Origin of the sequence: Massilia sp. Root351 (assembly GCF_001425045.1) — a bacterium.
Lineage (GTDB): Bacteria > Pseudomonadota > Gammaproteobacteria > Burkholderiales > Burkholderiaceae_D > Rugamonas.
In genome coordinates, this window is the sequence record NZ_LMDJ01000034.1 from 1 (window position 1) to 24284 (window position 24284).

23 protein-coding genes and 1 rRNA gene are annotated in these 24284 nt (G+C 64.9%); 11 read left to right on the top strand and 13 right to left on the bottom strand.

The genetic code is table 11. The features are described 5' to 3' along the window. Both ASD15_RS26755 and ASD15_RS26760 read right to left on the bottom strand, forming a co-directional pair. Positions 1 to 93, bottom strand: a 16S ribosomal RNA gene (locus tag ASD15_RS26755); the annotation flags it as partial. Positions 94 to 682: 589 nt separating this feature from the next. After that, positions 683 to 1459 (bottom strand): enoyl-CoA hydratase, encoded by a 777-nt coding sequence (locus ASD15_RS26760; protein ID WP_057158091.1) that lies wholly within the window; start codon positions 1457 to 1459, stop codon positions 683 to 685. 75 nt (positions 1460 to 1534) lie between these two features. Here ASD15_RS26760 and ASD15_RS26765 point away from each other — a divergent pair, with 75 nt between their 5' ends. Next, positions 1535 to 2791 carry an MFS transporter gene (locus ASD15_RS26765; protein ID WP_229418352.1) on the top strand — a complete coding sequence of 419 codons (1257 nt, stop codon included), beginning with the start codon at positions 1535 to 1537 and terminating at the stop codon, positions 2789 to 2791. Here ASD15_RS26765 and ASD15_RS26770 read toward each other — a convergent pair. Continuing rightward, positions 2782 to 5514, bottom strand: coding sequence for a DUF4214 domain-containing protein (locus ASD15_RS26770; protein WP_057158092.1), 2733 nt, complete (start codon positions 5512 to 5514; stop codon positions 2782 to 2784). The two genes, ASD15_RS26765 and ASD15_RS26770, sit on opposite strands and share 10 nt — an antisense overlap. A gap of 157 nt (positions 5515 to 5671) precedes the next feature. Between ASD15_RS26770 and ASD15_RS26775 the strand changes: the two genes are divergently transcribed. Continuing rightward, a complete protein-coding gene (locus ASD15_RS26775) occupies positions 5672 to 6115 on the top strand; it encodes a universal stress protein (RefSeq protein WP_057158093.1) in 444 nt (147 codons plus the stop codon). Positions 6116 to 6178: 63 nt separating this feature from the next. On the opposite strand, the gene ASD15_RS26780 is transcribed toward ASD15_RS26775, so the two are convergent. Beyond that, positions 6179 to 7465 (bottom strand): murein transglycosylase A, encoded by a 1287-nt coding sequence (locus tag ASD15_RS26780; RefSeq protein WP_057158094.1) that lies wholly within the window; start codon positions 7463 to 7465, stop codon positions 6179 to 6181. Positions 7466 to 7489: 24 nt separating this feature from the next. Here ASD15_RS26780 and ASD15_RS33585 point away from each other — a divergent pair, with 24 nt between their 5' ends. Further along, entirely contained in the window at positions 7490 to 7621 is a 132-nt protein-coding gene (locus tag ASD15_RS33585; protein ID WP_267877840.1) for a hypothetical protein, read from the top strand. Positions 7622 to 7629: 8 nt separating this feature from the next. On the opposite strand, the gene apaG is transcribed toward ASD15_RS33585, so the two are convergent. Next, positions 7630 to 8004, bottom strand: coding sequence for a Co2+/Mg2+ efflux protein ApaG (gene apaG / locus ASD15_RS26785; RefSeq protein WP_057158353.1), 375 nt, complete (start codon positions 8002 to 8004; stop codon positions 7630 to 7632). Between the two features lie 140 nt (positions 8005 to 8144). Here apaG and rpe point away from each other — a divergent pair, with 140 nt between their 5' ends. The 8 genes from rpe to ASD15_RS26825 all read left to right on the top strand — a co-directional run bounded on the left by rpe (position 8145) and on the right by ASD15_RS26825 (position 14943). After that, complete coding sequence (gene rpe / locus ASD15_RS26790) at positions 8145 to 8810, top strand: ribulose-phosphate 3-epimerase (RefSeq protein ID WP_057158095.1); 666 nt, start codon at positions 8145 to 8147, stop codon at positions 8808 to 8810. Next, a complete protein-coding gene (locus ASD15_RS26795) occupies positions 8810 to 9520 on the top strand; it encodes a phosphoglycolate phosphatase (RefSeq protein ID WP_057158096.1) in 711 nt (236 codons plus the stop codon). The genes rpe and ASD15_RS26795 overlap by 1 nt, the downstream gene beginning before the upstream one ends. A gap of 201 nt (positions 9521 to 9721) precedes the next feature. Continuing rightward, a complete protein-coding gene (gene trpE / locus ASD15_RS26800) occupies positions 9722 to 11218 on the top strand; it encodes an anthranilate synthase component I (protein WP_057158097.1) in 1497 nt (498 codons plus the stop codon). 1 nt (position 11219) lies between these two features. Beyond that, positions 11220 to 11783, top strand: a complete 564-nt coding sequence (locus ASD15_RS26805; protein ID WP_057158098.1) for an aminodeoxychorismate/anthranilate synthase component II — start codon at positions 11220 to 11222, stop codon at positions 11781 to 11783. 83 nt (positions 11784 to 11866) lie between these two features. Beyond that, entirely contained in the window at positions 11867 to 12925 is a 1059-nt protein-coding gene (gene trpD, locus ASD15_RS26810; protein ID WP_057158099.1) for an anthranilate phosphoribosyltransferase, read from the top strand. Positions 12926 to 12935: 10 nt separating this feature from the next. Beyond that, positions 12936 to 13586 carry a LysE family translocator gene (locus ASD15_RS26815; protein ID WP_057158100.1) on the top strand — a complete coding sequence of 217 codons (651 nt, stop codon included), beginning with the start codon at positions 12936 to 12938 and terminating at the stop codon, positions 13584 to 13586. 10 nt (positions 13587 to 13596) lie between these two features. Continuing rightward, positions 13597 to 14397: an indole-3-glycerol phosphate synthase TrpC gene (trpC, locus tag ASD15_RS26820; RefSeq protein ID WP_057158101.1), complete on the top strand. Its 801-nt coding sequence runs from the start codon at positions 13597 to 13599 to the stop codon at positions 14395 to 14397. A gap of 33 nt (positions 14398 to 14430) precedes the next feature. Next, positions 14431 to 14943: a hypothetical protein gene (locus ASD15_RS26825; protein WP_057158102.1), complete on the top strand. Its 513-nt coding sequence runs from the start codon at positions 14431 to 14433 to the stop codon at positions 14941 to 14943. 5 nt (positions 14944 to 14948) lie between these two features. Here the strand turns inward: ASD15_RS26825 and ASD15_RS26830 are convergent, their stop codons facing one another. The 8 genes from ASD15_RS26830 to dkgB are packed head-to-tail and all read right to left on the bottom strand — an operon-like array spanning position 14949 to position 24185. Next, positions 14949 to 16130: a GGDEF domain-containing protein gene (locus ASD15_RS26830; protein ID WP_229418353.1), complete on the bottom strand. Its 1182-nt coding sequence runs from the start codon at positions 16128 to 16130 to the stop codon at positions 14949 to 14951. Then, positions 16130 to 17959, bottom strand: coding sequence for a M61 family metallopeptidase (locus ASD15_RS26835; protein ID WP_057158103.1), 1830 nt, complete (start codon positions 17957 to 17959; stop codon positions 16130 to 16132). The genes ASD15_RS26830 and ASD15_RS26835 overlap by 1 nt, the downstream gene beginning before the upstream one ends. Further along, positions 17956 to 18561, bottom strand: coding sequence for an NTP transferase domain-containing protein (locus ASD15_RS26840; RefSeq protein ID WP_057158355.1), 606 nt, complete (start codon positions 18559 to 18561; stop codon positions 17956 to 17958). Before ASD15_RS26840 ends, ASD15_RS26835 begins: the two co-directional genes overlap by 4 nt. Before the next feature lie 35 nt (positions 18562 to 18596). Beyond that, positions 18597 to 20867, bottom strand: coding sequence for a xanthine dehydrogenase family protein molybdopterin-binding subunit (locus tag ASD15_RS26845; RefSeq protein ID WP_057158104.1), 2271 nt, complete (start codon positions 20865 to 20867; stop codon positions 18597 to 18599). Between the two features lie 10 nt (positions 20868 to 20877). Next, the gene (locus ASD15_RS26850; protein ID WP_057158105.1) at positions 20878 to 21336 is read right to left on the bottom strand and encodes a (2Fe-2S)-binding protein; all 459 of its coding nucleotides are present in this window, start codon (positions 21334 to 21336) and stop codon (positions 20878 to 20880) included. A gap of 12 nt (positions 21337 to 21348) precedes the next feature. Further along, entirely contained in the window at positions 21349 to 22074 is a 726-nt protein-coding gene (locus ASD15_RS26855; protein ID WP_057158106.1) for a DsbC family protein, read from the bottom strand. 14 nt (positions 22075 to 22088) lie between these two features. Then, positions 22089 to 23312 carry an FAD-dependent monooxygenase gene (locus tag ASD15_RS26860; protein WP_057158107.1) on the bottom strand — a complete coding sequence of 408 codons (1224 nt, stop codon included), beginning with the start codon at positions 23310 to 23312 and terminating at the stop codon, positions 22089 to 22091. A gap of 60 nt (positions 23313 to 23372) precedes the next feature. Next, the gene (dkgB, locus tag ASD15_RS26865) at positions 23373 to 24185 is read right to left on the bottom strand and encodes a 2,5-didehydrogluconate reductase DkgB (RefSeq protein ID WP_057158108.1); all 813 of its coding nucleotides are present in this window, start codon (positions 24183 to 24185) and stop codon (positions 23373 to 23375) included. Positions 24186 to 24284 lie beyond the last annotated feature (99 nt).

The following is a 24284-nucleotide window of genomic DNA, read 5'->3' on the forward strand; positions in this document are numbered from 1 at the left end:
GTCAGCGGAGCAAGCTCCCTGTTACCGTTCGACTTGCATGTGTAAAGCATGCCGCCAGCGTTCAATCTGAGCCAGGATCAAACTCTTCAGTTCAATCTCTGTTTAAAGTCATTGCTGACTTGGTCGCTCTTCAAAATAACTGACGATTCCTCTTGCGAGGTCACGTTTATTTCTTTTGTTGAGCGTTTAATAATTTGAGCTAAGAGGCTTGCGCCTCCGGCATCATCAATGCCGCCAGCGTTCAATCTGAGCCAGGATCAAACTCTTCAGTTCAATCTCTGTTTTCAAAATCTTTTCAGATCTTGTGTCGATTTCATGCCACTGGCATGAAATCGCTCTTCAAAATAACTGACGATTCCTTCTTGCGAAGGTCACGTTTATTTCTTTTGTTGAGCGTTTAATAATTTGAGCTAAGAGGCTTGCGCCTCCGGCATCATCATCAAACGCCCACACTTATCGATTGTAAATTTTTAAAGAATTCTGCGTTGTCACGTTTATTTCTTTTGTTGAGCGTTTAATAATTTGAGCTAAGAGGCTTGCGCCTCCGGCATCATCATCAAACGCCCACACTTATCGACTGTTAATTTTTAAAGAACCTGCCGTTTCCAACGAAGCGTTTTGTTCGTCAGCAGCAGAGAAACGAGAGTATGGGGCTTCGCCCTCCTCTCGTCAACACCTAATTTCAGAGTCCGTCGAATTTCGCGGGACGCTTTTCCAGGAAAGCATGCATGCCTTCGCGCTGCGCCGGGGTGCCAAACGCTGCGTGGAACAGGCGGCGCTCATAGTTAACGCCTTCGGTCAGCGTGGTTTCGAAGGCGCGATTAACCGCATCCTTGATCTGCATCGCGACCGAGGTGGACATGGAGGCAATGGTGGTGGCCGCCGCCAGGGTTTCCTCGATCAGCTTATCCGCCGGCACCACGCGCGACACCAGGCCGATGCGCTCCGCTTCCGCCGCATCGATCATGCGTGCGGTCAGCAGCAGGTCCATGGCCTTGGCTTTACCGATGGCGCGCGGCAGGCGCTGCGTGCCGCCGGCGCCGGGCGTGACGCCGACTTTGATCTCGGGCTGGCCGAATTTCGCGCTGTCCGCCGCGATCAGGAAATCGCACATCATGGCCAGTTCGCAGCCGCCGCCCAGCGCGAAGCCGGCCACGGCGCCGATCACCGGCTTGCGCACCTTGAGGATGTGTTCCCAGTTGCGCGTGATGTAGTTGTCGCGGTAAGTGTCCTGATAGGTGTAATCGGCCATGGCCGCGATGTCGGCGCCGGCCGCGAAGGCTTTTTCGCTGCCGGTCAGGATGATGCAGCCGATCTCCGGGTCCGCGTCGTAAATGCGGAATGCTTCGCCCAGCTCATTCATCATGCGGTCGTTCAGCGCGTTCAGCGCTTTCGGACGGTTCAGGCGGATCAGCGCAACCTTGCCATGCGTTTCTACGATCAGGTCTTCATATTGCATCGAGGTCTCCTTATTAAAGCGGGATATCGGGCGATTGTAGCTGTTCTTGCAAGAGCGCTGGTATTATTCGCGCCGATGCCATTCTTCTCCGCCGACGATCCCCTGCTGCGCAACGCCGATTTCCGCCGCTACTGGTTCAGCAGCATCCTGACCAGCTTTGGCGCGCAAATCAGCACGCTGGCCATTCCGCTGTGCTCGGCACTGCTGCTGCACGCCACGCCCGGCCAGATGGGCATCATTATCGCTTGCCAGGCCATCCCGTATGCGCTGTTCGCGCTGCCGGCCGGCGTGTGGCTGGACCGCCACCGCAAACTGCCCATCCTGCTCGCCAGCCGCGTGCTGCAAGGCTTGCTGCTGGCCAGCATTCCGCTGGGCTGGTGGCTGGGACTGCTGTCCATGCCCTGGCTGTATACCACCACCTTTCTGTTTGCCAGCTGCGGCGTGCTGAGCGGCGCCGCCGAGCAGATCTACCTGAACCTGATGGTCGGGCGCCAGCAACTGGTCGAGGCCCAATCGAAGTTCGCCACCACCGAATCGGTCACCCGGCTGGTGGCGCCGGGGCTGGCCGGGCTGCTGGTGCAGTGGCTGACTGCGCCCGTCGCGGTGCTGTTCGACGCCGTCACTTTCATGGTATCGGCATGGAGCTTGCGCAAGACGAAGGTGGTGGAGCCGGCGCCGGTACCGTCGGAAAAGCACCCGCTGCGCGACATCGCTTCCGGTTTCGCCTTCATCTGGCATGAACCGCTGCTGCGCACGCTGGCCTGGGGCGCGGCACTGTGGCATGTGTTCATGTTCGGCTACAGCGCGCTGCTGATCCTGCTGGCCACCCGTGAACTGGGCATGACGCCGGGCATGCTGGGCGCGGCGCAGATGCTGGGCGGGCTGGGCGTGTTTGTCAGCGCGGTACTGGTCAAGCGGCTGAACCGCCGCTACGGCGCGGGCAAGACCTTCCTGGTGGGCACCTGCGGCACCGTGGCCAGCTTTGTGCTGACGCCGGCAATACCGGCCGCCCTGTTCGGCAATCCGATATACAGCGCCGTGGCCTACGGTATGATGGTGTTCCTGTTCGACTGCGCGGTGATGCTGTTCTTTATCCCGTTCATGGCGCTGCGCCTGCAAGCCACGCCGGACGAATACAGCGGCCGCGTAATCTCCACCATGCGTTTCCTCACCGGCGTCACCGGGCCGGTCGGGGCGCTGGCCGCCGGCTACCTGGGCGACCAGTACGGCATCCGCACCGGCATGGTCTGCATGGCTGTGGGCGGCGTGGCCCTGGCAGCGGCGCTGCTGATGTCGCGGCCGCTGCGCAGCGTGGCGCCGGATCAGCCGTAAGGCGTATACTCGAAGCCGTTGCCGATGATTTGCAGGATCTCGGCGCTGTTCTCGGCGCTCTCGCTGAATCCCATCAGCACATCGGCGCGCGTGGCGCCATTGTCCAGCTGCCCCACCCAGAACGCGATGCCGGCCGGTTTCCCCGCGCGGTGCAGCACGTTCTCAAACATGCTGTTGACGAATTCCTCATTACTGAGGTTACCGTAGCGCTGCTGGAATTCCGTACTGCCCAGGAAGGCATTGGCCACCGCATTCAGCGACGAACCGTTGTCCATTTGCGCCATCCAGAAGCCCAGCCCCTCCTTGTCCGGTGCGCGGTTGAACGCTGCCTGGTAAAGCCGGTAAGCCTGGCCGCCGTGGCCGTTCACATCCAGCGCGATGCTGCGGTCGCTAAACTGCAGGCGCTCCACGCCGGTCAGGCTGTCCCCCGTGCCCGAGCTGCCGCCGTAGCGGTAGCGTACGCTTGCCTCGCCGGCACTGATGCCGACGTCGTAGTTGGACCAGGTACTGCCATAAATCACGGTGTCGATGCCGTCACCGCCGGACAGGCGCACATTGGTGCCGATGCCGGACAGCAGATCGTTGCCGCTGCCGCCCTGCGCCACCGTCTCGACAGTGGTGAAGCTGTATACCGAGCTGGCCAGGAATTTGTTGCCCGCATAGTCGAGCAGCGAGCCTGCCGGCACTTCCAGCGTGTATTTGGTGCCGGGCTGGAGATTGGCCGTCGGATTGATGGTGACCACATTGCCGTTGACCTGGATCCGGTTCTCGGAGCTGGACAGGTAGAATGATTCGACCACGTCACCCACGGCATTAACCAGGCGAATGTAGCCTTCGCCGCCACGCACCAGTTCATTGAAAGTGAGCGTGATATTGCCGGTCAGGCTGGCGCCGGTGCTGCCGCTGCCGGGTGCGAAGGAAACCAGGCCCGGCAGCGCCTTGTCACCGCTCAGGTTGTACGCGCTGACCGCGTAGGTCCCGGTAACTGCTCCGTAATAGCTCCCCGGCGTCACCGCAAGGTAGTAGTCGCCACCCGTTTCGCACGTGAAGCTGTAGCCTCTGCCCTTCAATCCGCTAAAGCCCTGCAGGTTGTAGTAGCCGCCGCCCTGGCTGTTCAAGAGCGACATGCCGACGTTCGATACGTCCAGCGTGCCTTGTCCGCTGGCCGCCCCCTCCAGCACGAACGCATACTTGTTGCCCGCCGCGAGCTTGACCTTGATCCAGTCGACATCGCCGACATAGTCCAGCGTGCCGGCCACCTTCTCGCCGGTGGCCAGCGCGCCGGCCGTGGCCGCGCTGGCGGCGAAATCGTCGGCGGCCGGCGTGCTGACCTGCAGCGTATAGCCGGGCGTACCGCCGCTGTAACCATTGCTAACCGTCAGATAAAAATCACCCGTCGTCGCGGCGGTATATACGCGGTACTCGGCAACGCCGGTCTTCGAGTAGGTGACCAGGTTGGAGGAATAGCCGTTCGCGTCCTGGCCGGACAGGTTCATATCGATGTTGTTGCCGGTGCTCTTGGCCACCAGCTCGAACACATAGGTGGCGCCGGCCTTCACCGCGACCTTGAACATATCGCTATCGGTGGGCAATTCCAGCTTGCCGCTGGCGGTGCTGCCCACCGCAATGGCCGTCGCTGCGGCCTTGGTGTCGCCATGGTCGTCGCGCACGCCGATGCCGGCGCTGGCCAGGTAATTGCCCGTGTAGCCATAGCTATCGCCCACCTCGAAGTAATAGGTGCCGGTCTTGGTCGGCACGAACTGCAGCACGGCCTGGCTGTTGTAGCCGCTGATGGAGGCCATTACCTGCTCGGCGCTGTCGAACAGCTTCAGCTGCGTGCTGCTGGAACTGTAGCCGGCGCCGCTGCTGGCGGGATCGGTCTTGGCGGTAAACCAGTAGACGGTGTTGGCGTTCAACGTGACGGCGTACCAGTCGCGGTCGCCGCCCACTTCCAGCTTGCCCTTGACGCTGCCGCCTACCTGCAGTGCTCCCGCTCCGGCCGCCACGGCCTTGTAGTCGTCCGCCGCCGCCGCGGCCAGCAGGTTGTATCCCTGCGCCTCGTTGCCGCCGCCGCGCGTGGAAATGTAATAGTCGCCGCTGGCGCCGGCGGTAAAAGTAAAGATCCCGTTCATCGAACTGCCGCCCTGCATGCTCTGGCCGGCCGCGTTGGTCACCCCTATGCTGGAGTAGTTGCCGGAAATGCCGGTAAAGGTTTGCTTGATCTGATAGCTGACACCCTTTTCCAGCGCAATCTTGTAGACGTCGGTGTCCGACGGCCCTTCGAATACGCCGCCCGTTTGCACGCCCAGCACGATGGGCGCGGCGGTCTGCGCAGTATCGCCAACCGCATCGGCAGTGCCCGCGCTGGCCTTGAGCGTATAGGCGTAGGACTGGGTGCCGCTGTAGTACGAGGTGCCGGCGCTGATGAAGTAGTCGCCGGCGGTGCCGGTCTTGAAGGTGGCCACGGTGTTCGCGCCGCTGGAACTGGAGCTCTGCGACGACAGGTAGCTGCCCTGCGGGGACCGCAGGGACAGGGAAGAATAGATGCTGCTGCCCGCCTGCGGCGCAAGCTCCAGCTGGAAGGTGTAGTAGCTATTGGCCGCCAGCGTGACACGGAACCAGTCGGTGTCGCCGCTTTGATCGAACCTGGCGGAGGTCTGGCCGCCGGCTTGCAGAACGCCGGTGGTGCTGGTGTCGGAGGAGTAGTCGTCGAGGGTGGCCATGCAATCTCACTGTTTGAAGTTGACGAGATTGTAAGCGCAACCATGCCATCCAAATATCACAAATTGTCACCTGGAAATTTTCTGCCGCTGCCGTGCGCCGCGCGGGAAGTCATCGCGCCTACACTGGTTCATCGCCGACCACGACCAGGAGGATGCCATGTTTACCCACATATTATTTCCCACCGACGGTTCCGAACTGTCGGACAAAGCGGCGGCCCGCGTGCTGGAGCTGGCCCGCGTGCACGGCGGGCGGGTGACCGCCATCAGCGTGATCCAGCCCTTCCCGTTCATGACCCTGAGCGGCGACAGCGGCATCGTGGCGCCGGACGCGGAGGTGTTCGAGGGGCAGATGGAGCGCGCCGCGCGCGACAATGTGAACAAGGTGGCGGCGGCGGCCAGCGCGGCGGGCGTGCCGTTCGAGGGCCTGGTGGCGCTGTCGCCCAGCCCGTACCAGGAGATCGTGGCGGCAGCCGAGAAGCACGGCTGCGACGCCATCGTGATGGCGTCGCACGGCAGGAAAGGGCTGAACAAGCTGTTCCTGGGCAGCGAAACGCAGAAGGTGCTGGCGCACACGGAGTTGCCCGTGCTGGTGCTGCGCTAGCGGCGGCGCCGGCGCCGGCGGGTGACGCGGCCAGGCCCGCGCACCCGCCCTGCGGGCCCGGCGTCAGGATTTGCGGGACGGCTTGGCGGAAGCGGCCGGCGGCACCTGCCTGGGCATCAGTACCCAGACGCTGCCGCGCTGCTTCATGCGGCCAGCGTTTTCGGCCGCTTCGGTGCCAAAGCCGAAGAAGTAATCGACCCGGATCGCGCCACGGATGGCGCCGCCCGTGTCCTGCGCCATCACCAGGCGCTGCAGCGGGATGTCGCTGTTGGCCTGGGTGGTGGACAGGAACACCGGCGCGCCAAGCGGCAGCTGCGAGGCGTCGATGGCCACAGAACGCTGCGGCGTGAGCGGCACGCCCAGCGCCCCTTTCGGCCCCACTTTCGGGTCCGGCAGCTTTTCTTCCTTGAAGAACACATAGGACGGGTTGGCGTTGAACAGCTCGGCCTGGCGCGTCGGATGTCCGGCGATCCAGGCCTTGATCCCTTGCGCGGACGCCTGGTCGGCCGTCAGCTCGCCCTTTTCCACCAGGTAGCGGCCGATCGACTTGTACGGGTGGCCGTTCTGGTCGGCATAGGCCACGCGCACCGTTTCCAGCGTGTCGGTCAGCTGCACGCGGCCGGAACCCTGCACTTGCAGGAAGAAGGCTTCCACCGAGTCGTCCACCCACATCAGTTCCTTGCCGGTGAAGCTGGCGCTCTCGATGTCGGCGCGGGTCGAATACGGCACCACCTTCTTGCCCTGCAGGCGGCCGCGCAGGCGCATGCCTTTCAGCTCCGGATAGACGCTGGCCATGTCCACGGTAAGCAGATCGTCCGGCACCTTGTAGAGAGGGGTCTGGTAGGGGCCGCCTTTTTTGCGCGCGCCGCGCAGCAGCGGCTCGTAGTAGCCGGTGACCAGGCCGGTGTCCGCGCCGTCCGGCGCGATCACCTGCTGCGGCTCGAAGAAGCTCTCGAAGTACAGGCGGATGGCTTTTTCGTCTCCGGCGTTGACCTGGCGCGCCACGCCGCACGGCTCTTTCCATTCGGCGCGCTTGCCCAGCACCGCGCAGGACGCCATGAAGGCCGGCCAGGCGGCGCGTACGTCATCGCGCTCCCAGCCGGGCAGCGCCGCGAAGGTCGCCGGCACGAAGCGGATGGCGGCGGGCGCGGCGGGCGTGGCCGGCACGGCGGACGGCGCCGGCTGCACCGGCTGGCTTGGCGGCGCCGGCTGAACCGGTGCGGCCGACTGCTCGGGCGGCCGTGGCTGGGCCGGCGGCGCGCCCGGCTTGGGCAGCGGGGAAGTACAGCCCGCAAGCGCCAGCGCCACGGCGCCCAGGGAAAGGATTAAACTACTGCGTGCAAATAACATGGGGGACTGGATATGTGGGTGTTGATGTTGGAAGCGTTTGTGGCGCTGTTCCTGCTGGTGTTCATCGTCTGGTGGACGTTGCCATCCAAGAAGAAGCCGGCCGCCAAGCCGCTGCCCGGTCCCGATGCAGGCGGCAAGGACGACAGCCAGGCTTGATTGGCCGCTTAGTGCAGCGTACGCGGCAGCGACAGCACGAATTCCGGGATCCTGGCTTCGAACTGGTGGCCGTCCTCGGCCACGCAGAAATACTCGCCGACCATGGAACCCTGCGGCGTGGCCAGCGCGGTGCCGCTGGTGTATTCGAACTGCTCGCCCGGCTGCAGCAGCGGCTGGTGGCCCACCACGCCCAGGCCGCGCACCTCTTCGGTATGGTTGTTGGCGTCGGTGATGACCCAGTGGCGCGAAATCAGCTGCGCGGCCACGGTGCCGGTGTTTTTGATCGTGATCGAATAAGTGAACACGAAGTTGGTGCGTTCAGGATCGGACTGCTCGGGCAGATACTGGGTTCTGACCGAAACAGTGAATTCATAAGTGGCCATCTGCAATCCTTAGTAATTCCTCAGTAGTTCTTCGTGCAAGCGTAACGAATTGTTATCGTCTATCTGACATTGCACCGCAAATCCGGCGCGGGCGCAAGGGTCAGCGTAAAATAGCGCATCTTTTTATCGCAGGCCCATCCATGACTACCTTCCGTATCGCCCCGTCCATCCTGTCCGCCGACTTCGCCCGCCTGGGTGAGGAAGTGCGCAATGTCGTCACCGCCGGCGCCGACATCATCCACTTCGACGTGATGGACAACCACTACGTGCCCAACCTGACCATCGGCCCGCTGGTGTGCCAGGCCATCCGTCCGCATGTGGACGTGCCGATCGACGTGCACCTGATGGTCAAGCCGGTGGACCGCATCATTCCCGACTTCGCCAAGGCTGGCGCCAACATCATCACCTTCCACCCGGAAGCGTCCGACCACATCGACCGCTCGCTGCAGCTGATCCGCGACCACGGCTGCAAGGCCGGCCTGGTGTTCAATCCGGCCACCCCGCTGAGCTACCTGGAGCACGTAATGGACAAGATCGACATGATCCTGATCATGTCGGTCAACCCCGGCTTCGGCGGCCAATCGTTCATTCCGCAGGCGCTCAAGAAGATCGCCGAAGCGCGCCGCATGATCGACGAGTCCGGCCGCGACATCCTGCTGGAAGTGGACGGCGGCATCAAGATCGACAACATCGCCGCCGCCGCCAAGGCCGGCGCCGACACCTTTGTCGCCGGTTCGGCCATCTTCGGCCAGCCGGACTATAAGGCAGTGATCGACGCCATGCGCGCACAGCTGGCGGGCGTGTAATGACGACGGCGGCCCCTGCACCATTGCGCGGCGTACGGGCCGCCATCATCGACCTGGACGGCACCATGCTGCACACCATGCCGGACTTCCATGTCGCCATCAACCGCATGCTGGCCGACATCGGCATGGCGCCGCTGGCCGTCGAACGGATCGAGCGGATGGTGGGCAAAGGCTCGGAACACCTGATCCGCCTGGTGCTGGGCGTGTTTTTCGACGCCGCCGGCGTGGCGCAGCGCTTCCCGGCCGCCATGGCAGCCTACCAGCGCCACTACCTGGACATCAACGGCGAGCACAGCGCGCTGTATCCGGACGTGGCCGCCGGACTGGACGCGCTCAAGGCCAGCGGCCTGCGCCTGGCCTGCGTGACCAACAAGCCGATCGCCTTCGCCAGGCCGCTGCTGGAGCAGAAAGGCCTGGCCGGCTATTTCGAGGTGGTCTACGGCGGCGATTCGCTGCCGCAGAAGAAGCCGCATCCCATGCCGCTGCTGCAGGTGTGCAGCGATTTTTCGCTGGCGCCGGCCCAGGTGGTGGCCATCGGCGACTCGTCGAACGACGCGCAGGCGGCGCGCGCGGCCGGCTGCCCGGTCCTGACAGTGCCGTACGGCTACAATCACGGCGAGTCTATACACGACACAGATTCCGATGGTATAGTTGACACGCTGCTACACGCGGCCGACTTGATACGCTTGCACAACCAGATAGCAAACTGATCCTAAACACAGCATGTTTCTCAACAAAAGACACAATGTCACGCACCAGGGCTCGATTGAGGCCTGGCTATGGCGACGCTGGCAATCCTGGGCTAACTGACCCGCGCTGATTGCTGTCGCCCGCATTTTCGTGCGCCGACAGGTTTTTTGAACTACTCCCGCCCGAACTCCACCTATCGCTTTGGGCGGCATGGAGAGAACATGACCGAACTCGAATTCAAATCGCTGGCCACGCAAGGCTACAACCGTATCCCCCTGATCGCGGAAGCCTTCGCCGATCTGGAAACCCCGCTGACGCTGTACCTGAAGCTGGCGCAGACCCAGAACCACGGCAAGAACACCTTCCTGCTCGAATCGGTGGTGGGCGGCGAGCGCTTCGGCCGCTACTCCTTCATCGGCCTGCCCGCGACCACCCTGCTGCGCACGCACGGCAACCTCACCGAAATCGTCAAGAACGGCGCCGTCATCGAAACGCACGAAGGCAATCCGCTCGACTTCATCGAACAGTTCCAGTCCCGCTTCAAGGTGGCGCTGCGCCCCGGCATGCCGCGCTTCTGCGGCGGCCTGGCCGGCTACTTCGGCTACGACACGGTGCGCCACATCGAGAAAAAGCTGGCCGGCGGCGCGCCCAGGGATGATCTGAACCTGCCGGACATCCAGCTGATGGTGACCGAAGAGCTGGCGGTGATCGACAATATCTCCGGCAAGCTGTACCTGATCGTCTACGCCGACACCACCCAGCCCGAATCGTATTCGAAAGCGCGCCAGCGCCTGAAAGACCTGCGCGCCCTGCTGCGCCGCGGCGTGGACGCGCCGGTGACGAGCGCCTCGGTGCGCACCGAAACCATCCGCGACTTCGACAAGGAAGACTACCTGAAGGCGGTGGCCCGCGCCCACGAGTACGTGATGGCCGGCGACCTGATGCAGGTGCAGATCGGCCAGCGCCTGCGCAAGCCCTACGTGGATTCGCCGCTGACGCTGTACCGCGCGCTGCGTTCGCTGAACCCGTCGCCGTATATGTATTTCTACAATTTCGGCGACATGCAGATCGTCGGCGCCTCGCCCGAGATCCTGGTGCGCAACGAGACCGCGGCGGACGGCCAGAAGAAGGTCACGCTGCGCCCCATCGCCGGCACCCGCCCGCGCGGCGGCACGCCGGAACGCGACGCCGAGCTGGCCAGGGAACTGCTGGCCGACCCGAAAGAGATCGCCGAGCACGTGATGCTGATCGACCTGGCGCGCAACGACCTGGGCCGCATCTCCGACATCGGCACCGTCAAGGTCACCGACCGCATGGTGATCGAGAAGTACTCGCACGTGCAGCACATCGTCTCCAACGTGGAAGGCACGCTGAAGCAAGGCATGTCCAACCTGGACGTGCTGCGCGCCACCTTCCCGGCCGGCACCTTGACCGGTGCGCCGAAAGTGCGTGCCATGGAAGTGATCGACGAGCTGGAAATCACCAAGCGCGGTATCTACGGCGGCGCCTGCGGCTACCTGTCCTTCGGCGGCGAAATGGACGTGGCGATCGCCATCCGCACCGGCGTGATCAAGGACGGCATGCTGTACGTGCAGGCGGCAGCCGGCATCGTGGCCGACTCGGTACCGGAAATGGAATGGCAGGAAACTGAAAACAAGGCGCGCGCCGTACTGCGCGCCGCCGAACAAGTGCAAGATGGCCTGGATGGGGAGTTCTGAGATGCTGCTGATGATCGACAACTACGACTCCTTCACCTACAACATCGTGCAGTATTTCGGCGAGCTGGGCGAGGATGTGCGCACCTTCCGCAACGACGAAATCACGATCGCTGAAATCGAAGCGATGGACCCGGACCGCATCTGCATTTCGCCCGGTCCGAAAGACCCTGCGCAGGCGGGCATTTCCATCGACGTGCTGAAGCACTTCGCGGGCAAGAAGCCTATCCTCGGCGTGTGCCTGGGCCACCAGGCCATCGGCGAAGCGTTCGGCGGCAAGGTGATCCGCGCCAAGCAGGTCATGCATGGCAAAACTTCCGTTATCGCGCATACCGGCGTGGGCGTCTTCAAGGACCTGCCCAGCCCCTTCACCGTGATCCGCTACCACTCGCTGGCAATCGAACGCGCCTCGCTGCCGTCCTGCCTGGAAGTGACGGCATGGACCGACGACGGCGAGATCATGGGCGTGCGCCACAAGGAATACGACATCGAGGGCGTGCAGTTCCACCCCGAGTCCATCCTGTCGGAACACGGCCACGCGCTGCTGAAGAACTTCCTGGAACGCTGACCGGGCCGGCGCGCCAGCGCGCGCCGACACAACCCTGGCCCGAAATCCGTCCCGAGCTCAATACGAATTGAAGAGGAAACGCCATGCCTACGTCTAAAAATACGCACCAGATTACCCCGCAGGAAGCGCTGCTGCGCTGCATCGAGCACCGCGAGATCTTCCACGACGAAATGCTGCACCTGTTCCGCCAGATCATGTCCGGCGAAATGTCGCCCGTGATGGTCGCGGCCCTGACCATGGGCCTGCGCGTGAAGAAGGAAACCATCGGCGAAATCGCCGCCGCCGCGCAGGTGATGCGCGAGTTCTCCACCAAGGTGCCGATGGCCGACACCACCAACCTGCTCGACATCGTCGGCACCGGCGGCGACGGCGCGCACACCTTCAACATCTCCACCACCGCCATGTTCGTGGCGGCGGCGGCCGGCGCGCGCGTGGCCAAGCACGGCGGGCGCAGCGTGTCGTCCTCGTCCGGCTCGGCCGACGTGATCGAATCGCTGGGCGCCAACATCAACCTGAAGCCGGAGCAGATCGCGCAGTCCATCGCGCAGACCGGCATCGGCTTCATGTTCGCGCCCAACCACCACGCCGCCATGAAGCACGTGGCGCCGGTGCGCCGCGAACTGGGCGTGCGCTCGATCTTCAACATCCTGGGCCCGCTGACCAATCCGGCCGGCGCGCCGAATATCCTGATGGGCGTGTTCCACCAGGATCTGGTGGGTATCCAGGTGCGCGTGCTGCAACGCCTGGGCGCCCAGCATGCGGTGGTGGTGTACGGCAAGGACAATATGGATGAAGTGTCGCTGGGCGCCTCCACCATGGTGGGCGAACTGGTGAACGGCGAAATCCGCGAATACGAAATCCACCCGGAAGACTTCGGCATGCAGATGATCGCCAGCCGCAACCTGAAAGTGGCCGACGCCACCGAATCGAAGGCCAGGATGATGGAAGCGCTGCGCGGCGAAGCCGGCGCGGCCTACGACATCGTGGCCCTGAACGCCGGCACGGCGCTGTACGCGGCCGGCGTGGCCTCGTCCATCGAGGACGGGCTGGCCAAGGCGCGCGCCGCCATCGCCTCCGGCGCGGCGCTGGCCAAGGTGGAGCAGTTCGTGTCGGTGACGCAGCAGCTCGGCGCGGCCAATTAAGGAGCCCGCCATGTTCGGCATTCACGACCTGACGCTCTTTATCATCTCCGGCCTGCTGCTCAACATCATGCCGGGGCCGGATTCCCTGCTCATCATGGCGCGCAGCGCCACCCAGGGCTGGCGCGCCGGCTGCGCCGCCGCGCTGGGCATTGGCGCCGGCACGATGGTGCACGTCACCGCCGCCGCCGTCGGCCTGTCGGCGCTGCTGTCCACTTCCGCCATGGCGTTCGGCGTGGTGAAGTGGGTGGGCGCGGCCTACATCGTGTACGTCGGCATCGGCATGCTGCGCGCCAGGCTGAAGACCGGCGACGGCGGCCCGCCGGGCGCGCAGACGGCGGCGCCGCCCGCCGCCTCCTACCGCAAGATCTTCGCGCAGGGATTCCTGACCAATGTGCTGAACCCGAAGGTTGCGCTGTTCTTCCTGGCCTTCGTGCCGCAATTCATCTCGGCCAATACGCCCAACAAGGCGCTGGCTTTCCTGATCCTGGGCTGCATCTTCAACTTCAACGGCATGTTGTGGTGCAACGGGCTGGCGGTGTTTACCGCCTTCGCCAGCGCGCGCCTGAAAGTCAAACCGCTGGTGGCGCTGTGGCTGAACCGCATTACAGGCGGCCTGTTCCTGGCACTCGGCGCGCGCCTGGCGCTGTCCGAACAACATTGAAAGCACGACCATGTCCGACATCCTGAACAAGATCCTGGCCACCAAGGCCGATGAAGTGGCGGCAGCCAAGAAGCACCGCAGCCTGGCCAGCGTGCGCGCCGAAGCGGAAGGCGACGCCGAACTGCGCGCCAACTTGCGCGGCTTCGAAGCCAGCCTGCGCAGCCATATCGCGGCCGGCAACGCCGCCGTGATCGCCGAAGTGAAAAAGGCGTCGCCGTCCAAAGGCGTGCTGCGCGCCGACTTCCGCCCGGCCGAGATCGCCGAAAGCTACACCAGGCACGGCGCCGCCTGCCTGTCGGTGCTGACCGACGTGCACTACTTCCAGGGCGCCGACGAGTACCTGAAACAGGCCCGCGCCGCCTGCGACATCCCGGTGCTGCGCAAGGACTTCATGATCGACATGTACCAGATCTATGAAGCGCGCGCGATGGGCGCCGACTGCATCCTGCTGATCGTGTCCGCCCTGGACCACGGCCTGATGGCCGAGATGGAGGCCTGCGCCCACGAACTGGGCATGGGGGTGCTGATCGAGTCGCACGACGGCGACGAACTGAGCGCCGCGCTGAAGCTGAAAAGCAATCTGATCGGCATCAACAACCGCAATCTGCGCACCTTCGAAACCTCGCTGGACACCACGCTGGACCTGCTCGCCCGCATCCCAGCAGAGCGCCTGGTGATCACGGAATCGGGTATCCTCAACAGTGACGATGTGCAGCGCATGCGCGACGCGAACGTCCACAGTTTCCTGGTGGGCGAAGCCTTCATGCGCGCGCCGGATCCAGGCGCGGAACTGCGCCGCCTGTTCAGCTAGCTTGTTGCGCTCATCTTTACCGGGAGGCCCGCCATGGGCAAGTTACAGCACTCCGCCGCAGTGGCCCTCGCGGCGCTGCTGTGCGCTTCCCTTCTGGCCTCCTGCGGCAAGGAACCGCCGCGCCGCGAAGCGGCGCCCCGGCCCGCCGAGATCCCCCGCACGCCGCTGCCATCCGAGCAAGTACCGGTGCCGCCGCTGCCTGCTCCCATCCACAACCTGGACGACTACAAGCGCGCGCTGGCCGCCAAAATCCTGGCCGCCACGCCCGACTCGGCCTTCAGCGGGGCGCTACCGCCGCTACTGACCTCCATTGTGGTGCTGGAAGCGAAGATCGGGCGCGACGGCGACATCGTCAGCCTGCGCGTGGCGCGCTCGCGCGACCAGAAGGCCAGCGGCCTGGCGCTGGCGGCCATGCGTGCGGCGGCGCCTTTCCCCAAGCCGGGCAAGCTGATGGCCGGGCATCACAAGACCTTCGATGTTTCCGAGACCTTTTTGTTCAACAAGGAATACCGCTTCCAGATCCGCACGCTGGCGCCGGTGCAGTGACGCCATTAGCGTATTTCCGCCGTCTCGGCCAGTTCCACCCGGTCGCGGCCATTTTCCTTGGCGCGGTATAGCGCCGCATCGGTGCGGCCCAGCAGGCTGTCCAGCGTTTCCTCGCGCGACACATGCGTGCCGATGCCGATGCTCACCGTGCATGGCGGCAGCTGGTCGTCCCAGTCGGTGCGCAACGCGGTGCGGATACGGTCGGCCACCATCATCGCGCGCGGCACTTCCGCGTCCGGCAGCAGCACCACGAACTCCTCGCCGCCGAAGCGCGCCACGTAGTCGCTTTCGCGCAGGGCCCCGCTGATGATATTGGCAATCTGCACCAGCACCCGGTCGCCCACCACGTGGCCATAGCGGTCGTTGATGGCCTTGAAGCGGTCCAGGTCTATGCTCATCAGCGACAGCGGCCGGCCTTCACGCCCCAGTTGCACGCGCTGCTTGCCATAAAAAATGTCGAAGCCGCGCCGGTTCAGCACCCCGGTCAGCGGGTCGTGCGTGGAACGGTCTTCCAGGATGCTCTGCAAGCGCCGCATGGCCATCATCAGGAAGGCAATCGCCAGCATCAGCGACATGAAACTGGCCAGCGCCATGAACACGTTCACCAGCGCGCCGTTGCGCAGCACATCGTCGGTGACCGCGTCGGTGCGCAGCGCGATGAACAGGCGCGCCAGCACCGTCAGCGCCTGCAGCGTCACCAGCACGCCGAAGAAGCAATAGGAGAAATGGCGCAGGCCGTGGCGCCACACCAGCCAGCACTGCATTGCGTAGAACACGAAGGCGCCCAGCGAGAACGCGGCGATGCGCGCGCCCAGGTGCGGCTGCAGGTACAGCCACCAGACGGTCAGCACACCGCCCACCAGCCAGACGCCGTGGAACAAACCCCAGCCCGGCCGCCGCGCAAAGAACTCCTGCGTGCCTATCATGGACAGGCCCACGCCCCAGAACAGCAGCATGTTGGCCGCCAGCAGGCCGATCTTGCCGGCCCACCCGTTCAACGCGAACGACACGCCGGCGCCGACCACGCACAGCAGGCCAAGCGCCCAGCGGTCCAGGCCGCGCACCTCGCCGCGGAAGCTGCGGTGTACCGAGTACATCACCACGCTCATGACGCCGCTCATCACGATCGTCATCAGCAGCAGAGTCCGCAGATCCAATTGCAGCAGCGGCGCCGGCCAGGGGGTCATCAGCGGACCGCGCTAGGCCGGGCTGGTCCGGCGGGCTTCTTGCCGGGAATGTCGGCAGCCACGGCCAGGGTCACTGCGGGCACGCGGTCGCCCTGCAGGCGCACGCTGAAGGTGTGCAGCTCGTCGCGCCGGAAGGCGTGCACCTCGACGGTGGCGCCGACTTTGTAGCGCGACAGCAGCCCATCGAGATTGCCGGGGGTGACGCGCAGGCCGTCGACCGCCACCAGCAAGTCGCCCGCCGACAGGCCGGCCGCATGGGCCGCGCCGCCTTCGTGCACGGCGGACAGCTTGGCGTCCGCGCCATCGCGGCCCAGGTTGGCGTCCAGGCTGGGCTTGGCCGCCTTGCGCTCGTCGCTGTACTTCACGCCGAACGGGGCCAGCATTTTGGCCAGCGGCAGATCTTCCGTGCCGCGCACGTATTTGTCGAAAAACGGTTTCAGCTTGGCGCCGGCCACCTCGTCGCACAGCGCTTCCACTTCGGCCGGCGTCACGCCCTGGCCGCGCGCCTGGTTCTCATAGAAGTCGCGGCCATAGCGCTGCCACAACGCCTGCATCACGTCGTCCAGCGACTTCTTGCCGGCGGTCTTGGTGCGGATGGTCAAATCCAGCGCCATGCACACCAGCGAACCCTTGGTGTAGTAGCTGACGATGGCGTTGGCCGCGTTCTCGTCCTGGCGGTAGTACTTTCCCCAGGCGTCGAAACTGGAATCGGCCACGCTCTGCTTCAGGCGCCCCGCGCCGCGCAGCACGCCGCCCACGGTTTTACCCAGCAGCTTGTAGTAGGCCGGCTCGCCGATGATGCCGGCGCGCACCAGCATCAGGTCGTCGTAATAGCTGGTGCCGCCTTCGAACAGCCACAGCAGCGGCGTGTAGCCCTCCGCGTTCAGGTCATACGGCGCGAATGCCGCCGGCTTGATGCGCTTGACGTTCCAGGTGTGGAAGTACTCATGGCTGCACAGGCCGAGGAATTTCAGGTAGCCTTCGCCGATCTCCGCGCCCTTCGGCGTGGCGGCGGTGGGCAGGTCGGCGCGCGCGCAGATCAGCGCGGTGGAGGCACGGTGCTCCAGACCGCCGTAGCCGTCGCCCACGGCCATGGTCATGAAGACGTAGCGGTCCATCGGTGCGCGCCTGGTTTTCGGCTCGAAGAAGGCGATCTGGGTTTCGCAGATGGCTTTCAGGTCGGCGCACAGCCGCGCCATGTCCAGGCCGGGCACGCGGCCGGTGATCACCACGTCATGCGGGATGCCGTGCGCCTTGAAGGTGGCCAGCGCGAAGTCGCCCAGCTCGACCGGATGATCGATCAGCTCATCGTAACTGGCGGCGGCGTAGGTGCCGAAGCCGTAGCGCCTGGCCTTCAGCTCGGGCAGCGAGGTGGCTACGCGCCAGGCCTTCGCTGCTGGATCGGCCGGACGCTGGATGTCCACCACGTGCTGCGCATCCTCCTGGCCGGCCACGCGCAGGAACACGCTGGTGCCGTTGAAGAAGGCGTGGGTGCGGTCCATGTGGGCGGCGCGCACCGACAGGTCCCAAGCGTAGACTTCGTAGACCACGGTCAGCTTGCCCGCCACCGGCGCGGCCTGCCAGGTATGCTTGTCCACCTTGGCCAACCTGACTTCGGCGCCGCCCGATTCCGCCCGAATCCGGACGATGTTGCGCGAAAATTCGCGGATCATGTAGCTGCCAGGTATCCAGGCCGGCAGCGCCAGCAACTGGCCTTCCGGCGCCGGCTGCTCCACGGTCAGCGTTACTTCAAACATATGGCCGGCCAGGTCCTTGCCGACGATGGCGTAGCTGACGCCTGGCTTGTTCTTCGATGCGGTTTTCTTCATGTCTTGTCCTTGGGGGGCAGGTCGGCCGGTGTGTCGATGTCTTGCAGGATGCCGCTGTCGTCCACCTCCAGCTCCGTCACTGCCGAGTGCTTCAAAATGCCGCGCGCGCCCTGGTCGCCCTCCAGCGCCAGCAACTGCGGCAGGTAGTGGCGGCTGAACCCGACGGGGTTGCCGCGCTGGCACCGGTACATGGGCGCGGCGATGCCTGCGCCTTGCTCCAGGGCGGTTTTCAGTGATTGTATTGTAGATGGCCGCACATGGGGCATATCGCCGAGCGCGACGATCCATCCCTGTGCATCCGGGAAGGCCTTGTCCGCATGCGCAACCGCGTGCGACAGCGAGGCGGCCATGCCGGTGTCGGCTTGCTGGCAGATAGTAACTTCGCAGCCCAGCGCCAGCAGCCGGGCCGCCACGGGGTCGCCGCCGGCGGCATCGCTGGGCCGCACCACGGCCACCACGCGCGGCAGCGCGGCCAGCATGTGGCGCGCGCTGCGCACCACCACGGGCTCATCGCCGAGCGACTGCAGCAGCTTGTTGCGCTGGCCGGAAGGGTCGAAACGCTTGCCCCTCCCGGCCGCCAGCAGAATGCCGCAGATCCCCACCTGGCCGCCCACGGTGCGGCGAGCGCCGGCCAGGCTCAGGCCTTGGCCGTCTTGGCCAGGTCGAACGGCAGCTTGCGCAGCCGCTTGCCGGTGAGCTTGAAGATGGCGTTGGCGTAGGCCGGCGCCAGCGGCGGGAAGCCCGGCTCGCCCATGCCGGTCGGCGCATCGGTCGACGGCACGATGTGCACGTCCACCACCGGCATGTCCGGCATGCGCGCCACCACGTAGTCGCCGAAGTTCTGCTGTTCCACCACGCCGTCCTTCAGCGTGATGGCGGCGCCCGGCAGCGTGGTGCCGACCGCCATCAGCACGGCGCCCTGCACCTGCGCTTCGATGGTCATGGGGTTGACCGCCGTGTTGCAATGCACGCCGGCGGTAACCGTGTGCAGATGCGGCACACCGTCCTTGACCGATGCGGTCACCACGTAGGCGACCACGGTGCCGAACGATTCATGCACCGCTACGCCCCAGGCCTGGCCTTTCGGCAGGGCCTTCTTGCCGTAGCCGGACTTGGCCACCGCCAGGTCCAGCGCGGCGTGATGACGCGCGTGCTTGGCGTCGATCACCTGCTTGCGGTAGGCCACCGGGTCCATCCTGGCGGCGTGCGCGGCCTCGTCGATCAGCGTTTCCATCACGAAGGCGGTGTGGGTCGACCCCACGGAGCGCCACCAAAGCACCGGCACGTTGGCCTTGGCGTTGTGCACCGACAGGTTCATTGGCAGGTCGTACGGTTCGCCCATGCCTTCGATCATGGTGGCGTCCACGCCGTCCTTCACCATCATCGGCTCGAAGGGCGAGCCGGTGATGATGGATTGGCCCACGATGCTGTGGTTCCACGCCAGCAGCTTGCCCTTGGCGTCGAAGCCCAGTTCCGCGCGGTGCACGTGAGCAGGGCGGTAGTAGCCGCCGCGGATGTCGTCCTCGCGGCTCCAGATGATCTTCAGCGGGCCGGACTTGCCGGCCGCCTTGTACGCCAGCGCCACATTGGCCGCTTCCACCAGGTAGTCCGAGCTTGGCACGGCGCGGCGGCCGAAACCGCCACCGGCCATCATGGTGTGCAGCGTTACCTGCTCAGGCTTCAAGCCCGCCGTGCGGGCGATGGCCGCCTGGTCCAGTGTCTGGAACTGCGAACCGGCCCACACTTCGCAGCGGTCCGCCTTCAGGTCGATCACGCAGTTCAGCGGTTCCATCGGCGCGTGCGCCAGGTAAGGGAACTCGTAGACGGCGGTCAGTTTCTTCGGCGCCTTGGCCAGCTTCGACATGTCGGCCTTCTTCACCGGCAGGCCGGGCTTCTGCGCCAGCGCCTTGTACTCGGCCATCTGCCTGGCGGTGCTCACTTTCTCAACCGCGCTGGTATCCCATTCCAGCACCAGCGCTTCGCGCGCCTGCTTGGCGGGCCAGTAACCCTTGGCGAACACCGCCACGCCACGTCCGCCACGGTCGGTAGCCACTTCCAGCACGTCGATCACGCCCGGGATGGCCTTGGCCTTGCTGGCGTCCAGCTTGGCCACCTTGGCACCGAACACCGGCGGGCGCGCCACCACGGCAACGATGGTGCCTTCCGGCTTGAAGTCCATGCCGAACTGCTGCTTGCCGGTCGATTTATCCTGCGCGTCCAGGCGCTTGACCGGCTGGCCGATGATGACGAAGTCTTTCGGGTCTTTCAGCTTGACGGTGGCCGGTACCGGCTGCTTCATGGCAGCGTCGGCGAAGGCGCCGTACTTGGCCTGCTGGCCGGCGGGACCGATCAGCATCCCTTTCGACGTGCGCACCTGGTCCGGGCTGACCTTCCACTCGGCAGCGGCAGCGGCCACCAGCATGGCGCGCGCCTTGGCGCCGATTTCGCGGTACTGCACGTAGGAGTGGGCGATCGAGCCCGAGCCGCCGGTGATCTGGATGCCGAAAGCGGGATCCTTGTACTGCTCGCCCGCGTCGGCCAGTTCGCCGCGCATTTGCGCCCAGTCCGCGTCAAGCTCCTCGGCGATCAGCATCGGCAGCGAGGTCTGCACGCCCTGGCCGAACTCCAGGCGGTTCACCTGTACCGTGACGGTATTGTCCGGCGCGATGCGCAGGAAGGCGTTCGGCTCATAGACTTTGGCAGGCGCCGCAGCGTCGGCCGCGCGCGCCATCTTGTTGCCGCCGCTGACGAAGAAACCCAGCACCAGGCCGCTGCCGGCGACCGCCCCCGCCTTCATGAACGACCGGCGCGACACGCCGCCTTGCGGCGCGGCAGGCGCCACGGCTGCTACCGCTGCCGCGCTGACATCCGCCATCGCGGTCCCTTGATTCAACCATTCTTTGCGCATGGCGTTCTCCTCAGGCGATGGTTTTTGCAGCGTCTTTGATGGCGGCGCGGATGCGCTGATAGGTGCCGCATCGGCAGATGTTGCCCGCCATGGCGCTATCGATATCGGCATCGCTCGGCGCCTTGTTGGTGCGCAGCAGCGCCGTCGCGCTCATCACCTGGCCGCTTTGACAGTAACCGCATTGCGGCACGTCGTGCTTGACCCAGGCGGCTTGCACCGCCTTGCCCACCGCATCGCCCTCCATCGCCTCGATGGTGGTGATCTTCTGCCCCGCCACCGCCGAAATCGGCGTGATGCAGGCGCGCGTCGGATTGCCGTCGATATGGATGGTGCAGGCGCCGCACAGCGCCATCCCGCAGCCGAACTTGGTGCCGGTCATGTTCAGGTTGTCGCGCAGGGCCCACAGCACCGGGGTGGACGGATCCGCGTCTACCTGCACGTCCTTGCCATTGACATTCAAAGTGATCATCTTCCGCGCTCCTTACTGTTTAATAGAGGACAACTTGGATTCCAGCGTCTTGATGTCGATGGCGCCCGGTACGCGGCTGCCATCGGCGAAGAAGATGTTCGGCGTGCCGTTGATGCGCAGCTTCTGGCCCAGCGCCAGCACCTTTTCGTTCGGCGTGTTGCAACCGGCCGGCGCGGCCGGCGCCGCTTTACCGGACAGCATCCAGTCGTCCCAGGCCTTGTTGCGGTCGGCCGAGCACCAGATGTTCTTCGATTTGGTAAAAGAATCCTCCGACAGGATGTTGTACATGAAGGTGTAGATGGTGACGTTGTCCACATCCTTCAGCGCCTGCTGGCGGAAGCGCTTGCAGTAGCCGCAGTTCGGATCTTCGAACACCGCCATCACGCGCTTGCCGTTGCCCTTCACGGTTTTCAGCGCCATTTCCAGCGGCAGGTCGGAGAACTTGATCTTGTTGATGTCGTCGATGCGGGCCTGGGTCAGGTCTTCGGACGTCTTCAGATTGAACACGTGGCCGACGATCAGGTAGCTGGCGGTCTTGTCGGTGTAGCGGATTTCGTCGCCGATGCGCACTTCGTACAGGCCGGCGTACGGCGTCTCTTTGACCGAATCGACTTTGACGTTATTGCCCAGGCGGGGCTCGATGGCTTTCTTGATGCTGGCTTCGGTCGGGTTTTCGGCGCCGACGCAGGATGCCATGAAGGCGGAGGCGAACAATAGTACGGTCTTGCTGAATTTCATAAAAGCTCCGGTGATCACTTACCAAGTGCGTGGGAAATCAGCCGGCGCTTCAAGCCCGGCAATTTGTCCAGCAAGTTTAATCCCAAATTGCGCACCACGCGCAAAGGCTCGAGATCGGTCCCGAATAAACGGTCCAGGCCATCGGTGGCCAGCTGCATCAGCAGCACATCCTCCTTGCGCGCGCGGCCATAACGCGCCAGCACCCGCTCGTCGCCCATGCCGCGGTGCGGCTCGCGCTCGTTGACGATGCGCACCAGCTGCTCCACGTCCGCAAAGCCCAGGTTCATGCCGTGGCCGGCCAGCGGGTGCACCACATGCGCCGCGTCGCCCACCAGCGCCACGCGCTGCGCCACCATGGCGTGCGGGCGCATCAGGCGCAGCGGGAAGCCGCGCACCATCTCCGGCTGCACCGGCGTGAGCTTGCCCAGCTTTTCCTGCGCGTAGACCGCCAGCCGTTCGGCCAGGCGCTGGGCGCCCTCCTCGCGCAGCCGGTCCGCCAGCGCTTCCGGCGCCGACCACACCAGCGACACGAGATTGCCCGGCAGCGGCAGCAGCGCCACGATGCCGTCGGCGCCGGTGAACCATTGCTGGGCCGCGCCGTGGTGCGGATGCTCGCAATGGAAGTTGGCCACGATGGCGTGCTGGCCGTAGGAGCGGTAATCCATGCCGATGTCGCACTGGCCGCGCACCCACGATTCGGCGCCGTCCGCGCCCACCACCAGCTCGGCGCGCACGGCCGAACCGTCCTCCAGCAGCACGGCGACGTCGTCGGCGCCGCGCAGCAGGCCGATGGCGCGGCCGCTGACGGTGGTGACGTTGCTGGCGAAGCGCAGCGCCGCGTCCAGGGCCTGGTTCAGGTTGCGGTCTTCGACTATCCAGGCCAGCGTGCCGGTATGAGCGCCGTAGGCGTCGAACGCCAGGCCGCCGGGCTGGCCGCCGTCGCCGTTGACCAGCATGGCGTCCACCGGCGCCACGCGCGCGGCATCAAGCGCGCCCCACACCTTCAAGGACGACAGCAGATTGTTCGCGGTGTGGTTCAGTGCATAGACGCGCACGTCCCAGCTGGCCTGCACGGCCGGGCTGGACGAAACGGGAGCGGATGGAGGGCAGAGCAAGGTGACGCTCTGCCCGGCCTGGGCAAATCCGAGCGCCGCCGTCTTGGCGATGGCGCCATTGCCAACAATGCAAATATCGCTTTGAACGACGCGCTGCAAAGCGGGGGAGGATGGATTATTCATCCAGCCATTATAGCGGCGGCGGCTGGCGCGCGGGCAGCGCCGCCGCCGGCGGGCAGAAGCCTAGTCCCACTGCGGCGCCAGGCCGTCAGGATTGGCGATGCGCTCGTTGCGCTCCAGCGCGGCGATGGCCGCCATGTCGTCGCCAGTCAGCACCAGCCCGCGCGCCGCCAGATTGCTTTGCAGGTTGGCGCGGCTGGTCGACGACGGGATTACCGCGAAGCCCTGCTGCAGCAACCAGGCCAGCGCCACCTGCGCCGGGGTGGCGTTGTGGCGGCGTGCGATCTGCACCATTACCGGCTCCTGCATCACCTTGCCGTAAGCCAGCGGCATGTAAGCGGTCAGGTGGATGCCCTGGCTGCGGGCGTACTCCACCACCTTGCGGTTTTGCAGGAAGGGATGAATTTCGATCTGCTGGGTGGCGATCTGCTGCGCGCCGACCGCGGCCACGGCCTGCTGCAAATGCGCGACGGTGAAGTTGGACACGCCGATCTGCTTCGACAGCCCCTGCTCCCTGGCCTCCGCCAGCGCCGCCATGTATTCGGCCACCGGCACCGCGTCGCCCGGCGACGGCCAGTGGATCAGCGCCAGGTCCAGTTGCTCCAGGCGCAGCTTGCGCAGGCTTTCCTTCAGGCTGGGAATCAGCTTGCCGCCGTCCAGGCTCTCGGTCCAGACCTTGGTGGTGACGAACAGTTCGGCGCGCGGTACGCCGCTGTCGGCCATGGCCTGGCCAACTTCGGCCTCGTTGCCGTAGATCTGCGCGGTATCGATATGGCGGTAGCCAAGCTCCAGGCCATTGCGTACCGAATCGATAACGACCTGGCCTTGCAGCCGGAAGGTGCCGAGGCCGATTGCGGGGATGGTGCTGTGGTTCATGGGGTTTTCCTTGTTCAGATGATGGCTACACTATGCCCTCACCCTTTGTTGAGAAAAACCCCGCAAACCTCAAATTATATTTGCCTCCAGCGCAAATAA

Bases quoted from the DNA above. Each gene is read 5' to 3' on its own strand.
- ASD15_RS26760 (WP_057158091.1), bottom strand. From the start codon at position 1,459: ATGCAATATGAAGACCTGATCGTAGAAACGCATGGCAAGGTTGCGCTG.
- ASD15_RS26765 (WP_229418352.1), top strand. From the start codon at position 1,535: ATGCCATTCTTCTCCGCCGACGATCCCCTGCTGCGCAACGCCGATTTC.
- ASD15_RS26770 (WP_057158092.1), bottom strand. From the start codon at position 5,514: ATGGCCACCCTCGACGACTACTCCTCCGACACCAGCACCACCGGCGTT.
- ASD15_RS26775 (WP_057158093.1), top strand. From the start codon at position 5,672: ATGTTTACCCACATATTATTTCCCACCGACGGTTCCGAACTGTCGGAC.
- ASD15_RS26780 (WP_057158094.1), bottom strand. From the start codon at position 7,465: ATGTTATTTGCACGCAGTAGTTTAATCCTTTCCCTGGGCGCCGTGGCG.
- ASD15_RS33585 (WP_267877840.1), top strand. From the start codon at position 7,490: ATGTTGGAAGCGTTTGTGGCGCTGTTCCTGCTGGTGTTCATCGTCTGG.
- apaG (WP_057158353.1), bottom strand. From the start codon at position 8,004: ATGGCCACTTATGAATTCACTGTTTCGGTCAGAACCCAGTATCTGCCC.
- rpe (WP_057158095.1), top strand. From the start codon at position 8,145: ATGACTACCTTCCGTATCGCCCCGTCCATCCTGTCCGCCGACTTCGCC.
- ASD15_RS26795 (WP_057158096.1), top strand. From the start codon at position 8,810: ATGACGACGGCGGCCCCTGCACCATTGCGCGGCGTACGGGCCGCCATC.
- trpE (WP_057158097.1), top strand. From the start codon at position 9,722: ATGACCGAACTCGAATTCAAATCGCTGGCCACGCAAGGCTACAACCGT.
- ASD15_RS26805 (WP_057158098.1), top strand. From the start codon at position 11,220: ATGCTGCTGATGATCGACAACTACGACTCCTTCACCTACAACATCGTG.
- trpD (WP_057158099.1), top strand. From the start codon at position 11,867: ATGCCTACGTCTAAAAATACGCACCAGATTACCCCGCAGGAAGCGCTG.
- ASD15_RS26815 (WP_057158100.1), top strand. From the start codon at position 12,936: ATGTTCGGCATTCACGACCTGACGCTCTTTATCATCTCCGGCCTGCTG.
- trpC (WP_057158101.1), top strand. From the start codon at position 13,597: ATGTCCGACATCCTGAACAAGATCCTGGCCACCAAGGCCGATGAAGTG.
- ASD15_RS26825 (WP_057158102.1), top strand. From the start codon at position 14,431: ATGGGCAAGTTACAGCACTCCGCCGCAGTGGCCCTCGCGGCGCTGCTG.
- ASD15_RS26830 (WP_229418353.1), bottom strand. From the start codon at position 16,130: ATGACCCCCTGGCCGGCGCCGCTGCTGCAATTGGATCTGCGGACTCTG.
- ASD15_RS26835 (WP_057158103.1), bottom strand. From the start codon at position 17,959: ATGAAGAAAACCGCATCGAAGAACAAGCCAGGCGTCAGCTACGCCATC.
- ASD15_RS26845 (WP_057158104.1), bottom strand. From the start codon at position 20,867: ATGCGCAAAGAATGGTTGAATCAAGGGACCGCGATGGCGGATGTCAGC.
- ASD15_RS26850 (WP_057158105.1), bottom strand. From the start codon at position 21,336: ATGATCACTTTGAATGTCAATGGCAAGGACGTGCAGGTAGACGCGGAT.
- ASD15_RS26855 (WP_057158106.1), bottom strand. From the start codon at position 22,074: ATGAAATTCAGCAAGACCGTACTATTGTTCGCCTCCGCCTTCATGGCA.
- ASD15_RS26860 (WP_057158107.1), bottom strand. From the start codon at position 23,312: ATGAATAATCCATCCTCCCCCGCTTTGCAGCGCGTCGTTCAAAGCGAT.
- dkgB (WP_057158108.1), bottom strand. From the start codon at position 24,185: ATGAACCACAGCACCATCCCCGCAATCGGCCTCGGCACCTTCCGGCTG.